We start from the raw sequence: 14,306 nt of genomic DNA, 5'->3' as shown, positions 1-14,306 counted from the left end.
CTTTGGTGTCTTAAATGAAGAGGATTGCTCCTTTCATTGTTCTTCTACTGCTCAGTGGATTTGTATTCTCTCTCCAGGAAATGAAGTATGGAGGTATTACCTTCAATATCGCATCAACTCAAAGTGAGCTAAGTGAAATCATAGCTGCAAATGAGGGGAAGTACATTTTCCTTTACTACTACTCACCCACATGCCCCGCGTGCAACTACATGAAGGAGACTACCTTCAAAGACCCCGCAACCATAAAACTCATCGAAGAGAATCTCATACCAGTTGCAATTGATGTGAATAGGGGTAGGGATATAACCTCTTTGAGATACATACTCAATACTAACGTTTTAGTAATTCAGCCGGATAATGTGGGTTATTATACTCCCAAGAGCAGAGGTGAAGAGGTCGCAGTCTCTGTTCCGGGAACTCCCACGATGGTGATATTTAAAGTGGAAAATGGCAAAATGGTGCTTAAGGGACTTGCCGTTGGAGCACTAAACTCCAAATCATTCGACTTCTTTGTGAGGGGAAGCATTGGGAGTGAAAAAGCTGATCAATCTGCAAGCAGGGAGCAATCAAAAGAAGAGGAGAGCAATCTTTCCCTCGCCGTTTTGCTCCCGATATTTTCTGCAGGAATTGTGAGCGTCTTTTCACCGTGTGTTTTGCCTTTAATAGTTAGCGGGTTTACACTAATATTTGCTAAGAGAAACCTGGAAGTTTTAATAGCGGGCATGGTTCTAAGCTTTTCTCTCCTTGGCGCATTGGCGGGAAGTTTAGGTGCCTTCACAGCCCAAATTAGGTCTTTATTTTACTTAATCGGGGGGATCGGCTTCATTTCTCTTGGGGTTGTAATGATAAATGAAAAAGTTAATCAGAGGCTTAGGGCTCGTTTAGCATTTCTCCAGAGTTTAGGGGAGAACTTTGCAAAAAAGCAGGGGAAGTTTGGTGACTTTCTCCTCGGCATGGCTCTGGGCACAACTTGGATAGGGTGCATAGCTCCTTACGTAGGATTTGCACTTTTAACTGCCGCGTTGAGCAAGGGCTTTGTGAACGGTTTCGTGGTAATGCTGGTATATTCCTTGGGCTTTGGCTTAACGCTCTACTTGCTCTTAAGCTCAAAGGACTTGGCAGAATGGATTAACAAGAAGTTTCTCTCCAATAAAATCTCTCTAGGCGAAAGAAATAAGGCCAAGTGGGAGCTGGCTTTGGGAGCGATAATGATTCTCATAGGCTTGCTAATGCTGACGGAGCTGACATCCATTAAACTCTGGAGTGCAATCTTTGAGAGTTTAGCATAGAAATAAAAAGTAAGAAGGTCAGTTGTTGCTCTCATCCTCGAAGTGAACGCCTTCCCCTTCCCTTCCGTTTTGTATCTCCTTTATTTCAAAAACCTTAAGCGGAACCTTCTTTAGCGCTTTGCCAACAACAGCTTTTGCAATTCTCTCAGCGTGCTCTACACTTTGAGCGTTGAACACTTTTAGCGTCAAATAAATCCCTACCAATCCCACATTTCCGATAACAAAAGCACTCTCAAAGTGGTTCCCACAGAGAGGGCACTGTGAATAGCCAAGTTCAACTCTCACAAAATCGAGCTTTTCTTTATTCAAAGCCTTTGCCACCTTAGAGACGGCAACGTTTATTGCATCGTCAGCAGTCTCGACATCTCTCACTATTATGGGCGCTTCCAACACCACTATGTAGTCTCCCATGTTCTCACCTCATCCAAAGGCAAATAGACGGTTGTCTTCGCCTTTAAACACTCCCAAGCGAACTCCGGCATCTATGAATCCATGTGCATAGTTTAGGGCTGCGAAAGCCGTTACATAATCGCCTTTTTTGTAGTAGTATTCTGCATCGCTATAGTAGCTCTTGGCCATCGTTAAAAAGTCTTTCGCAACAGAATAGAGGAGACTTTTTTCATGTACAGCAACTTCAAGCGTTTCAAGGGCTTTCTTGGTTATTTGAAAGTATTTTTGAATTTTTTCCTCGCTTATTTCCCTCATTGGCGCTCGCCTCGATTAGTGGTCAATGCTGAGTGCTTATAAACATATCGGATAGAGCTAAAAGTTTATATATCTCGATGGTAAATCAATTACGTGAACAATTATGTTGGAGGTGTGGAGAATGTTTAATATGGCAATATTCGGATGGTTCATGTTATTGTGGTTAGTTGGGCTGCTAGCGGTGGTTTGGGTGATATACGATGTTTTAACAAAACAAAAAGCCATGCCCGACATAGAAAAGCTCATTTGGGTTCTCGTGGCATTTTTCCTGGGATGGATTGGCGCAATAATATACTACCTCATAGTGAAGCGCGAAGGAAAGTATGAAAAAGAAGAACTTCAAACCCTTCCGTGATACAATATTTTAATTATCTCCTCTGGCAAGCCTTCTTTTCTAATTTTTTCCTCTATGAGTCTCTTCTCACTCTCGTAATCAACTTCAATGAACTTTGTGTGGAGTGTATCAACATCAACGATGGCAAACGTGGCTTTGTGCTCTTTAGCGGGGGGCAGGCCAACGCTTCCGGGACATATTACACGCCCATATCTCGTTGGAGCATTTACGGGCCACTTTGGTGATGCAACAAAGAGGATTTCATACTTCTTCATGGGTCTCATAATGGCATCATAATACGTTGAAGGCTGCTCCGGAAGGACTTCGCCATTTATAGGGTCAAGGGGGCTTCCATAAACACCGAAAATTTCATTCTTTCCAATCTTGTCCACCAAGTAAATTGGCAGCTCTCTTATGAACTCTCTCCCCTCGTGGCCGAGCTTCTCCCAAGTATATTTTAGGGCCCTCTTGACATAATCAGGCGCGTTAATAACTTCAACATCTTCATAGGAGCCGCTTTCGGCTATAATTTGATCATATTTACCTCTAATTACTTTGACATCATTCATTTTAATGAGATCTTCAAGAGCATCAACGATTTCTTTGGGATATGGGAAGAGCCCAATGATGTTGCCCATGATGTAGTATTTTTCAATGTCGTATCCATCTTCTTTAAGCTCCTCAATTTTGCCTAAAGCCTTCATTAAAGCTGGGAAGTTGCCATTTATGTTTGCCAAAACAGCTACATACATGGCTACCCCCTCCCAGCTTTTTCTAACTAAAATTTACTAAAAGAGATATTTAAAGATTTCGCTCTACTCCCTTGGATGATTAAAAGTCCCTTACAGTAAGCTTCAGCTTTCCTATGGATGGCTCAAAGAGGAAGCCCTCTCTAAGGAGCTTGTCTATGAGCTCTTCTGCATATCTATGCTTAAAGCCGTATTTAATCAGCGCATCATAGAATTCTCCCTTATTCACATAGCCATCAAAAGAGGTGGCCTCTAAGTCCATAAAAATGCTCAGCGCTTTCCGTGTCCTATTATCCACGTTTACTATTCCTTCATAAGTTTCGAGGGCTTTTATGAGCTCTTCTTCCGAGAGTTCGTTCATCCAAGTGTCCAAAAGCTCTTGATTAATAGTGAGAACTTCTCTTGCTATGCTTCTCTTGAAAGCTCCTTCAAAGCGCACCATCTGCCCTAAGAGGAAGAGACTTAGGTGAAATCTTGTGTTGGTCTCAAACACCATTCCTTTAAGCCGGAGTGCGTCGAATTTTTCTCCATACTCTCTCTTGTTTTTAACGAGCCAGTCGTCGAACATCCCCCTAAACTCTGAAACCACTTCATCATTAGGCGAGAATGTTTTAAATCTCTCCCGAGCAAGTGCTATCGTAATTATGATGTTCGGGATAAGCTGCTCGAACTCTCTATTGCGCTCCAAACCTAGGGGTTTATTTGGAAGGAATGGGGTTTCTGAATGATGGGCTAAGGGATCGTTGGCTTTGATTTGAGAGTACTGCTTTGGTGTTAAAAATACTCCATCATGTTCTAATAAATAACGCTCAGCCCAATTAGCAACGGGAATTTCTTTTTTAAGAAGCCTTTTGGTCTCAGGGGAATAGTAGCGGAGAGATGTAGTTGGGTTGAATAAAACAAAGTCCAAGTCGAAGTTCTCATCTACATAGACATAGGGTTTCTTCAGGGATTTGGGGTTTTGTAAGCGAAGCTCTCTTGGAAAAATTCTAACCAAATACTTGCTCGCTTCCCAAAAAGACTTGACAACCTTTTCGTTGTCCTTGAGGGTTGAAAAGATGGCGCCTTCCCCAAAGCTGAGTCCTATCACTCTGGGCGATGAGAAGAGGGAGTAAAGAAATGCCATTTCAATTTGGTTATTGTCCGCATATATTGTCTGCGAAAACAGGCTCTCAAGCTCTCTCCTGCTGAGGGCATACTCCTTATACTCAAGCCAATATTCTGAATAATCTCGCCCTTCGATAGATGTGACGTTTATGGCCTTCAAAAGGCCGTAGGGATAGGCTTCAACTACACCCTTGACTTTAACATACTCACCGCTCTTGAACTCCAAAGAAGGAGGAATAGATGCTTTATCCGTGATTTTTAAGACAGCGAAGCTTCTAAACTCATCTCTCTTTAAGCTTTGGAGTTCAGAAGGGCTCAAGGGAGATAGAAAGTAGTAGAGGGCATCTTTTGGAGGATGGGGCGGCTCCCTAAGGAGGAGAAATCCGCTTATTTCAATCTCATCTCCTATTTTGTGAGTCTGCAAAGTCCTTTGGAAGTCCTTAACCCTTTGATGCGGTGTGAGGGGCTGAGGACCTCTGAGAGCTTGGAGAAGGGAGAACACGTCCATGGCTCGCACCAAAGATTAATTGGAAAAAAGGTTTAAAGGATTTACCGCTACTTCTCGACACCCCTCCTTACTCTAACGGCCATGCCTTGCCTGAATATCTTGAGTTCCCTACCGTTGAGGAGCGTTACCCCAGTGGCCAACAGCTCATCGTTCTCATTGACAATTAAGACCTCATCGTAAGGCCTTATGTTCTCGTCTGCATCCACAACGAACTTCGCAAAGACGCTCTTCCCTTTTCTTGCAAATGGTTCAGCATCAGCATTAACCACCACACGCATCTTTGGATATGGTAGGAGCTCCTTTAATCGCTTTGCCCCTTCGATTCCTAAGGTTAGGAGTCCGTCATCTGCTCTGAATGTTGCTAAGTGCTTGCCTTTGGCTTTTATTTGCCTCGGCATGCTGGTTTTCCTCGAGAGCTCCACGAATGCATCTTCAAAAGCTTTACCAGCGTTTTCACCGAACTGGTACTCTGCTATGGCCTTTATGTAGAGCTTTGCATCGCTCTTTGTTGGCCTAGGTATTGTGAAGTCCTCCTCACCTTCGCTCTGGGCAAAGGGGAAAGTCAAAGCTAAATACTTTGGAATCTCACCGAATATGGGGTGGCTCATGGTCTCAGGGAACTTCGCCCTCACGCGCTCAGCCCTCGCTTTGGCCCTCTCTACTATGGGCCATTTCATAGATTCCTCGCTCACCTTGAAGAGGGCGGAGTTTTTGGTTATAGGCTCATTTGCCTCGAAGTAGTCTTTATACTCAAGGAGCCTCTTATAAGCGGCGAACATTTTTGGATGCGAGCGAGCTCTTTCATCCACGAGCTCCCACAGAGTCCCCTCCTTTATAGCCTGCTTAACTCTGTTGAGCTCTTCCCTTATGACCCACAGATTGTGGAGCGCTAAAAGCCTCGTCCTCTCTCCCTTTGGCATCTCCCTAAGCTCTTGTGGAGTGTAGCGTGAGCAGACAGGACATGAGCACGGGAAATATTCAAGCTCGTCTAGGCTTTTCGTGCCTTCGGGCGTTAAATAGCGGTCGTCCTTAGCGTAGAGCGCATAAGATGCCGAATCGAAGAGATCAATACCCATAGCCACCGCCAACGCGAAAATCATTGGATGGCCTGCCCCAAAGAGATGAACTGGTCTATCTGGCCTAAGGCCTTGCTTGGATGCTATAACAACATCTACCAAGTCCTTGTAGCGGTAGCTTTCCATTAAGGGCACGACAGCTCCAATTGGGTGAATCTCAAAGTCCATCTCGCTCAGCTTTTTAGCGGCATAAGTCCTTAAGTCGGGATAAGTAGAGCCCTGGACCGCTGCGTTCATGGCGATGCTTTTAATCTCCTCCGCTTCCTTAGCTCTCTCAAGCGTTATCTTTAAGTCTTCCTCCGCTTTCTCCCTTGGGGCGTCGGGAATGGTTGGGATGTCTAGGAAAGTACCAATATCAACCCCTATTTCATGCTGGAACTCTATGATTTCCCTGTTGGTAACTTCAATTCCTCCATAGCGCATGAGCTGAAAGCTTCCGGAGTCAACTTCTATTATCCCATCGTAGCCCAAAAGCTCGTGAATGCCTTTCTCTAAAGCCCTCTCACGGAGCTTTTTGTCCTTATAAATGATGTAGGAGTTTGTGATTATCATCCCGAACCCCATTTCTTTGAGCTCCTTAGGGGAAACAATAAGCTGCTTTGGGTTTATGACAGGCATTATCGCCGGAGTCTCAATTTTTTTGCCGTTTACTTCAAGCTTTCCAATTCTTCCTGCAGCATCTCTCGCCTTAACCTCAAACTTCAGCATTCTCACCACCAGAGAAACATGGGAAGGAGGGTTTAAAAGGTATCCCCTTCTAACTGAGAAAAGCGTGAAACGCTTTAATGAGGACTAACGTCATGGAAAAGGATATTACCGGTGCCAAAACCCACCCCTTGACAATGTCAGCTATGAGCTTTTGGTTTATTTTTTGGCCTTTTAGCATTCCAACGCCTATAACTCCCCCTATAATTGCCTGTCCTGAGCTGACGGGAAGTCCAAACACATTTGCAATTGTTACAGCAAGAGAAGAGCCAAACTGGGATGAGAAAGCTGCCATTGGTCCCAACACAGTTAACCTCTTCCCTATAGTCATTATAACTTCATAGCTGAATGTTAATGCCCCAAGTGCTAAGCTTACGGCCATCCAGAGCTTCAGCGAGACTCCAAAATGGGTTCCATACTCTACCAGACCGATTACATTTGACAGCTCGTTTGCCCCAAGGTTAAAAGAAGCGTAGGAAGCGCTTAAAAATGCCATCCAAATGTAAAGGATTTCTATCTCCTTTATGCTGTGCATGCGGTTGATTATCCCCTCATAAGCTTTGAAGAATAATATGGAAAATAAAGCGGCGGCAAGAGGGGAGACTATCCAGGCCAGTGCAGTTCTACCTACCACTCCCCAGTTTATGGGAGCATCCTGATAGACGCCTATTCCTATAATTGCTCCTATGATGGCTTGAGTTGTGGAAATGGGGATTCCTCTTAGGGATGCCACTGTTACAGAGAATCCAGCACTTAAAAGTGCAAATGGGATGAGAGACGTATCCAATGCTGGCACTATCCCTTTTCCGACAGTTTGAGCAACTCCAGAACCTCCGAAGTAAGCACCTAATATGGAAAACAGGATGATTAGTAGAACAGCCTGTTTGAAGCTTAATATGTTGGAGCCTACTGCTGTTCCAACAGCCTTTGCACTGTCGTTTGCACCCACACTCCATGCCATAAACGCTCCAGCTACAAGAATTGCTATCGTTGGCTCCATGCCACATCTCTCCATAGTTTATTTAGATATATATAGACTATATAGAAAGTAGCTTTGCTTTTAAATCTTACCCTAAAATCACTTTAGATGCTAAACTCTTGAGAAGAGCACATGCAAATAACCGTATATATGCAAGGTCAGATAAAAAAGGGCCCAAAACCAGAGGAAAAAGGGGAAGAGGAAGGCATTCATTAAACTCCCTCCCTCGGCTAAAGTAGGCACGAGTATGGTTAAGACCTCAAATGCTAAGAAAAATCCTAAAAGAAGCCACTGAGAGCTTAGGGCTAAAGCTATGGGCAAAATAATGTCCAGCAGAGTTATAAAATCGCCAAACAATAGAAAGAACCACTCCTTTTCAAAGCCACCTCCAAAGTGTTCCAAATCTCCCAAAAACCACCTCTTTCTCTGTCTCCACAGCGTTTTGATGGAAGAAGGCATTTTCGTAAACGCTTTGGCATTTGGAGCATACACAACTCTGCCGACTTTTTTGAGCTCTATGGTCGTGGCATAATCCTCTACTTTGCTCTCAACAAAGCCGCCTATTTTTTCTAATGCATCTCTTCTAAATGCACTTATCGGGCCAGGAGCGACGCTTAAGTCTTCGAGCTCCTTCGCTCTCCTAAACATTGCTATCCTCAAGTGCTCGACATCTTGTGCTCTCTCTAAAAAAGAATGCCCTAAAACCCTGACTTGGCCGCCAACACAGACTACATCATCATGGAAGCGCTTAATTAATTCTTTAGTTGCATTATTATTTAATTGAGTATCTGCATCCGTAGTAACGATTACTTCCCCATTAGCTTTCGATAATCCAAAGTTTAATGCCTTTGCTTTTCCGCCGTGGGGCATTTTGAAGACCCTTAGCCGTGGGTCTTTAATTTGGATAGCTTTTTCAAAGGTCTCATCTTCACTCCCATCATCTATTACCAAAACCTCAAAGTTCTCATAATTCTGGGCAAGGGCAGAACTAACAGCTTTTTCGATATTCCTCTCTTCATTATAAGCTGGAATTAGGATACTCACAAAAGGATTCCACTCTTTAGTTATGTACTTATTTAAAAGGCTAATTAAATAATTCAGGAAAAAGTATCCATCCCACAGAACTATGATGGCGAGTGCAATTTTAAGCAACATGGAAGGAAATAGAAAAGAGACCTTAAAAGTTTAGCTCAGTAAATGGAGATTCTCTTAACTCCCTCGAGCTTGGATAGCTCGTTAATTAAGTCACCTGGAATTGGCTTTTCAGTAATTATTGTTAATGTGGCCTCAGGATATAGCTCTGGGTCTTCTGCAACGACTTGCACAATGTTTATGCCCTTTTCAGCGATTTTGTTGGCTATCTTTGCGAGTATTCCTATTGCCCTTGGCTCGGGCTCAATCTCAATAACACCGTAACCAACGTGCCTTCCTACGAACTTCATGTGAACTGTCGGCTCTAACTCTGTGTAGATCTCCTTAAGGTCAGGTATTTTAAGAATCATCGCTACAGTTTCTTTCACAACTCTCCTATCTACATCCAAAGCCTTTGCTATTTTTGTATACGGCACATCAATGTTGCCGCACTTTATTTTCATATCCTCTGTTACCTTGAGCCCGTACTTTAGTAATGTCTTCGCTATTTGCTTTCTAACAGGGTATTCATCAAAGTAATGTTCGAGTCTTCCCCACATATCCATCACCCCACATATAAGTCCAACATTAAGCTATAGGATACATTATTATTAAAATGTTTCCATGATTACATGAACCCTCTCTGATAATGCCCTCTTGGGTTTATAAATTTTCACCTTTGTATTGAGATGGTATTATGTGGCCAAAAAGTGCGTAAACTATATTAAGCGAAAAGCACTATTTATGGAAGGTGATTAAAATGGTGATGCGCTTATCAAAACTTTACGGAAAGCAGATATACAGTACGAAAGGAAACTACGTCGGTTACGTGGATGAGGTTTTAATAGATATAGACCAGGGAAAGGCTAAAGTTTTAGCCTTAGGTTTGCCAGGGGAAAAAGTTGGTATTCCTTACGAGAGAGTTACAGCGATAGGAGATATAATATTGGTAAAAGCAAAAGAAGATTAGGATTCTTTTATTCCCAATGCTTCTAAAAATTTTTCAGTTATAGCTTCTTCTACCAATCTTAGGAGGGAGTTTTTGTCTCGTGCTAATTTGAATATTCCCAAATTTATTCTAGCACCGCCCATTTGAGAGTGACCGCCGGCACTGCCTATATCACCAAAGGCACTCTTTAGAATCTGTCCAATGTTTATTCTTACATCTTTTGTCCTTGAAGAAATTTCAATTCTATCATCAACTACTCCAAAGACAAGCACTGTTGAAGTACCTTCGAGCCTCAATAGGAAGTCTGCCGCTTGGGCTATTGCATCTCTATTTGTTATAAAGCCCACATTAGAGATTATGGTGTTCTTATACACCCTTCTATTTAATATCGCCTTTGCAAGTATTTCTGCTGCTTCAGTTGAAATATCTGGATTTTCAATTTTCTCCAGAAGTGCATAGTTTATTTTTTCGGCCAGAAACTCTATCGCGTCAAGGTCGATGTGGCTCAGCATCGAGAACTTTTTCGTGTCAGTGTAAATTCCATAGAAAAGCGCAGTGCCCAAGTAGGAGTTGACATCTATATTGAGCGCCCTTAAATATTCAGTGAGAATTGACGAAGAGGCTTTTGCATCAGGTCGTATGTCTATGAAAGCATCGCTTGGTATTCTCTCTTTTGCGTTCTCTAGTATTTGGTGGTGGTCAATTAAAATTTGAACACGTTTTAAGTCATCCTCTTCTAAAATTGTCAGGTTTCCGTTGGGCTGGCAGTCAATAATTGCTATAAAGGGATGCCTCTTAATCTCGTAGGAACCCCTAGAGACTTTAACCAAGTCCAATCCTAGAATATTAACGAGAGCTCTATTTTCATGGTGAGTTATTTCCCCACCGTATACCATCTTAACCGTGAATCCAACCTGCTGGGCTATAGCTTTTAATGCCACCGCGCTTGCCATGGCATCGGGATCTGGGTTGTCATGCATAACAATCAGCAAAGAATCGCCCTTTTGTTTAAGGTCGAGCAATTTTCTGTAGAGCAAGCTTGCATTTTTCTTTTCTGCAAAGTTTTCTATTAGGTGTATTATGGCCTTTGATAGTGCTATTCGGGGCGAAAGAGTATAGTTTAGTTTGGCTTCAAATTCAAGTTCTTCCTCAATTTCTTTTTGAAGCTCATCAGGAGAAATTTCGTCAGGGATTACAGTGATGATGGGAATTTCTTTATTATTAGTTCTAATTACTTGGGTTGCCCTTTTTATTGTATGTACATCCATAGTTGTTATAACAATCAAATCAGCTTTATCAATTCCTGCTTTTAACAGTGTGGCAGTATAACTAAAATCACCTACTATTACCCGAAAGCCGCTCTCGATTAAAGCTTTTGCTCTAACTTCATCTTTTTCTATAATTGTAATATCAACCTCTCCCTTTAAAGCATCTGCCAACGTCCTTCCAATAACGCCGCCACCTAGTATTAACACTTTCATAGGGCTCACCTTATAGGTACAATAATGCTTAAATACTTGCTTGAATGTATAGTTATTGAAATCCTATCCAATTATTTTTTGCTGAGTTTGGCCTATATATACCTAATGGTGATGAGCATGCAGCTTCCAGAAGTGGAACCATATAAAGAAAATGCAGTATTCCTGTCAAAAGAAGAGTTCATGAATGAAATAAGAGATGCATTAAAAGACAGTTCTGGCATATTTCTAAAGCTGTTTATAAAAGATTCATCGAACAAGTACTATTTCACTGTTTTAATTGGAAGGAACAGACTTATGGGAATAGAAGGGGAGATTGTGGATACTCAAGAGAAAATGGTAGGAAAAGAGGCTATCAACGTCCTATCGCATCTTCTTTCAAATCCACTAATTGTAGACATCTATAAGCTTGATGAGATCACACTAAAGATATCATTGGCTGATAATATCGATATATACACCGTTACTCCAAAATTAGAGTTGGAAGAACTTTTGAAGGCTAAAAAAATTGAGGTTAAGCCTTCTGAGCAAGTTGTCCAAAAGAAAATGGAAGAAAAGCCCATAAAAAAAGAAGAGCCTCAGAAAGCAGCAGAGGAAATAACGCCCCCAAAGCCAGAAATGAAAGAAGCAAAAGAAAAAAAGGTTGAAAAAGAAGAAAAAAGAGGGGAAAAAAAGGAAGAGGGAGTAATTATTGATATCCAGCTTACAGGTCCAGAAGCATTCAAAGCTGCTCTAGAAAGTGCTTTTCAGGAATATTTAAGCGCTGTTTTCAAAGATATCCAACGTATGAAGAATACAAAACTAAAGAAAGTTGAGATAAAAGGCGATGTTGGGACAGGGGTTGTTTACACAACTATTCACATATATGGGGAAAGCGCAGGTTCAAGTTCTGAGGCTGATTTGGCAAAAAGAAAAGTTCTGTACTTCGCAAATAGGCACATCCCCCTCATAGGAAGACTGTCAGGGCTAAAGCCGATTTTAAGTGGATTGCAAGCTGAAATCATCCCTACAGGTGCAGAAGATACTAAAAAAGAGACCTCTACACGTATACAGCCCAAAAAACTAAAAGATGATGGTGTTAGAATAGTTGTAAATGCTCCCCCACAGCTTAAGCCCTTCTTTACTGCCTATGCAAAAAATATACTAAATGGAATTAACGGCATGGATTTCAAACCTAAATACTGTGAGATAGATGTGATCGATGGAAAAAGTTTAGAGCTACATGTTTTTGTTAAAGGAAGTTCATCAACGCTTTCTAGAATAGGGGTTATAACACGAGTGGAAAAGATAGCCAAAAACCATGCTAAAAACCTATCCAGGGAAATTAGAAGATCAATTTCAATTGACACTGTAGATGCTGTAGTGGAGAGGGTAGAAATGCCTCAAATCAAGGGCCAAGCAGCACAAACCGCACCCACAAAGGCCCAAGTTGACTCCAGAAAAGTTGAGGAAATATTAAAGAAAAAGGCACTCATAGAAGCGGAGGTTGAAAAGCTCTTAAAAGAAGCAGGTGTTGACGAACTTTCCTACCTAACCGAAGAAAAAAAGAAAGAAACTACTGAGACAGTTTTAAGAACTCGCGTGGAGCCTGCTATGAAGTCGCTTAGAGAAAGGATACAAGCAGAGCTAAGCGTCATCCCAAGGACAAAGTTCAAGTGGTTAAAGATGAACTGGGACTTCAAAGAGTCCATAGTGGAAGTTAACCTAGAGGTTAGCTTTTCTAAGGAAGTGCAAGAAGGGTTGTTTGGTTCATTCTCAGGAATTTCAGATGAAAAAATAAGACAGGAGGCTCAGAGAGCAATAACCAACTTAATGCATGAAATTGGAAGAGAGTATGGAGTAGCAATAAAGCCTAAAACATTAAACATAATCATCCATTGACTTTTTACTGTTTTTTGCCTCAATTATTGGGTGAGATTTTATTTGGTGAATATTTGTAGCCCGCCCGTAACCCTCGCTCTCATTGAAGGCTAACGCCAAAACTCAAGCGAGGTAACCCAGGCGGGCAAGTTCTTAGAGAATTGTACTCGGCCAGGGTTTCCCACGGTCATTGTTGCTCCGTAACGCGGAAAGCCCTTCCGTGGGGACCTCGCTATGGCCGAGCTGTTGCCCCCGCATCGCTCCCACTTTCACTATTCAAGTGGGCCCTCGCGCAGGGGCATTAATATGTTTATATGAACTCCTTATAAGTTCTTGGATTGGAAGATCAATATATCTCCCCTAATAGTTTGTTTAAGAGAGCCCATTGCTTTTCGCCTAGGGCAGATTTATCAGCGACCAATATTAGCGTGCTGTTATTAATAAGTGCAAAGTCTGTTAGCTTAGTTAAAAATTTCATAATAGCTGAGGTTTCGTTGTAGATTAAAAGATATTCGAGACAGTCAATAACTACAATTCCTTTGACTTTAGAATCCGCCGCGGTTTTTAAATATCTATACGACAATTCAGTCATCTTAGCTAAATCCGTAGGATATATTGCATTTTTTGTTTCCTCTTTAACTGCAGTGGTAACAAAGAAACACTCCCAATTCTCAGGAGCATCTTTTATTTCTCTTAAAAATGCCAAAACTGGAGCATCTTTTAATTTTTCTCTTAATCGTTTATATTCCTCCTGATCAACAATCAAAACTCCTGTTTTAATGTCTATTTCTTTTACAACAGCTTCTTTTAGCTTATTGAATTGTTTTGAAGATGTCAAACGTATCATAAGAATGGTTAAAATGAGGATTAGTACTGTCGAAATTGTAAAGCCAATGGGAAAATACCATTCTGCTCTTCCTAGAATTGGAAGCGGGAGCAGATGAATCCCAAAAAGTGCTAGGGTATATGATAAGTATCTTGCCTTCTTTTCGTATATATGATCTAAAGTCTTTATTAGAACGCCAGAAATAACTAAAAAAATACAAGAGATTAAAGAGGATATTCCTACCATGAACATCCACTCATCGACTAAATTAATTGATTTTAAAATCCAGAAATAGAAAATGGCTATAGGGGGAACTAATGAATAACGTCTTATCCTATCTTGACTTAGAGACTCTCTTTCTTCTTTGAGGAGTGTTAAAGACCCATAGAAAATTAAAGCTGAGAATGTAGCTAAAAACAATGAGCTTAACTCATAATGACTATCGCTGCCGAATAATATTGTTAGAAAGTCAAAGAACCATGCTAGTGAAAACGCTAAAGCTGATTTTCTCTTATTCTTCAAATAGACGCGCAAAATAAGAGCAAAAGCGGTCAAATCTAAGAGCATTACTAATCCAGCTTCAGCCATTATCCACCAAGACGTCATACTC

General features: G+C 41.5%; 14 protein-coding genes. 4 read left to right on the top strand and 10 right to left on the bottom strand.

Translation table 11 applies throughout. From position 1 onward, the window contains the following. Positions 1-14: 14 nt before the first annotated feature. On the top strand, positions 15-1,289 hold the full coding sequence (locus PAP_RS07685; protein WP_048165457.1) for a thioredoxin fold domain-containing protein: 1,275 nt from the start codon (positions 15-17) through the stop codon (positions 1,287-1,289). Positions 1,290-1,307: 18 nt separating this feature from the next. Here PAP_RS07685 and PAP_RS07680 read toward each other — a convergent pair whose 3' ends face one another. Continuing rightward, positions 1,308-1,700: a DUF555 domain-containing protein gene (locus tag PAP_RS07680; RefSeq protein WP_048165456.1), complete on the bottom strand. Its 393-nt coding sequence runs from the start codon at positions 1,698-1,700 to the stop codon at positions 1,308-1,310. Positions 1,701-1,709: 9 nt separating this feature from the next. Continuing rightward, a complete protein-coding gene (locus PAP_RS07675; protein ID WP_048165455.1) occupies positions 1,710-1,994 on the bottom strand; it encodes a DUF357 domain-containing protein in 285 nt (94 codons plus the stop codon). 121 nt (positions 1,995-2,115) lie between these two features. On the opposite strand from PAP_RS07675, the gene PAP_RS07670 reads away from it, so the two are divergent. Continuing rightward, positions 2,116-2,349 carry a PLDc N-terminal domain-containing protein gene (locus tag PAP_RS07670; RefSeq protein WP_048165454.1) on the top strand — a complete coding sequence of 78 codons (234 nt, stop codon included), beginning with the start codon at positions 2,116-2,118 and terminating at the stop codon, positions 2,347-2,349. Here PAP_RS07670 and PAP_RS07665 read toward each other — a convergent pair. From PAP_RS07665 to PAP_RS07640, 6 genes are all read right to left on the bottom strand, one after another. Continuing rightward, a complete protein-coding gene (locus tag PAP_RS07665) occupies positions 2,334-3,080 on the bottom strand; it encodes a metallophosphoesterase family protein (RefSeq protein WP_048165453.1) in 747 nt (248 codons plus the stop codon). The two genes, PAP_RS07670 and PAP_RS07665, sit on opposite strands and share 16 nt — an antisense overlap. A gap of 79 nt (positions 3,081-3,159) precedes the next feature. Then, a complete protein-coding gene (locus tag PAP_RS07660; RefSeq protein WP_048165452.1) occupies positions 3,160-4,692 on the bottom strand; it encodes a hypothetical protein in 1,533 nt (510 codons plus the stop codon). A gap of 47 nt (positions 4,693-4,739) precedes the next feature. Continuing rightward, on the bottom strand, positions 4,740-6,476 hold the full coding sequence (tgtA, locus tag PAP_RS07655) for a tRNA guanosine(15) transglycosylase TgtA (protein WP_048165451.1): 1,737 nt from the start codon (positions 6,474-6,476) through the stop codon (positions 4,740-4,742). A gap of 49 nt (positions 6,477-6,525) precedes the next feature. Beyond that, positions 6,526-7,488, bottom strand: coding sequence for an inorganic phosphate transporter (locus PAP_RS07650; RefSeq protein ID WP_236626978.1), 963 nt, complete (start codon positions 7,486-7,488; stop codon positions 6,526-6,528). 75 nt (positions 7,489-7,563) lie between these two features. After that, a complete protein-coding gene (locus PAP_RS07645) occupies positions 7,564-8,607 on the bottom strand; it encodes a glycosyltransferase (protein WP_048165449.1) in 1,044 nt (347 codons plus the stop codon). A gap of 35 nt (positions 8,608-8,642) precedes the next feature. Then, the gene (locus tag PAP_RS07640) at positions 8,643-9,143 is read right to left on the bottom strand and encodes a hypothetical protein (protein ID WP_048165448.1); all 501 of its coding nucleotides are present in this window, start codon (positions 9,141-9,143) and stop codon (positions 8,643-8,645) included. A 200-nt stretch (positions 9,144-9,343) separates the two neighbouring features. Here PAP_RS07640 and PAP_RS07635 point away from each other — a divergent pair, with 200 nt between their 5' ends. After that, positions 9,344-9,553 carry a PRC-barrel domain-containing protein gene (locus PAP_RS07635; RefSeq protein ID WP_048165447.1) on the top strand — a complete coding sequence of 70 codons (210 nt, stop codon included), beginning with the start codon at positions 9,344-9,346 and terminating at the stop codon, positions 9,551-9,553. Here the strand turns inward: PAP_RS07635 and PAP_RS07630 are convergent. Beyond that, the gene (locus PAP_RS07630; RefSeq protein WP_048165446.1) at positions 9,550-11,013 is read right to left on the bottom strand and encodes a DHH family phosphoesterase; all 1,464 of its coding nucleotides are present in this window, start codon (positions 11,011-11,013) and stop codon (positions 9,550-9,552) included. The genes PAP_RS07635 and PAP_RS07630 overlap by 4 nt on opposite strands. 117 nt (positions 11,014-11,130) lie before the next feature. Between PAP_RS07630 and PAP_RS10290 the strand changes: the two genes are divergently transcribed. Continuing rightward, positions 11,131-12,891 carry a hypothetical protein gene (locus PAP_RS10290; RefSeq protein ID WP_048165445.1) on the top strand — a complete coding sequence of 587 codons (1,761 nt, stop codon included), beginning with the start codon at positions 11,131-11,133 and terminating at the stop codon, positions 12,889-12,891. A gap of 325 nt (positions 12,892-13,216) precedes the next feature. Here the strand turns inward: PAP_RS10290 and PAP_RS07620 are convergent, their stop codons facing one another. Further along, on the bottom strand, positions 13,217-14,284 hold the full coding sequence (locus tag PAP_RS07620) for a DUF835 domain-containing protein (RefSeq protein WP_052649121.1): 1,068 nt from the start codon (positions 14,282-14,284) through the stop codon (positions 13,217-13,219). Positions 14,285-14,306 lie beyond the last annotated feature (22 nt).

The sequence above is a fragment of the Palaeococcus pacificus DY20341 genome (genome assembly GCF_000725425.1).
Lineage (GTDB): Archaea > Methanobacteriota_B > Thermococci > Thermococcales > Thermococcaceae > Palaeococcus > Palaeococcus pacificus.
This window is presented reverse-complemented; position numbering and strand designations above follow the sequence as displayed.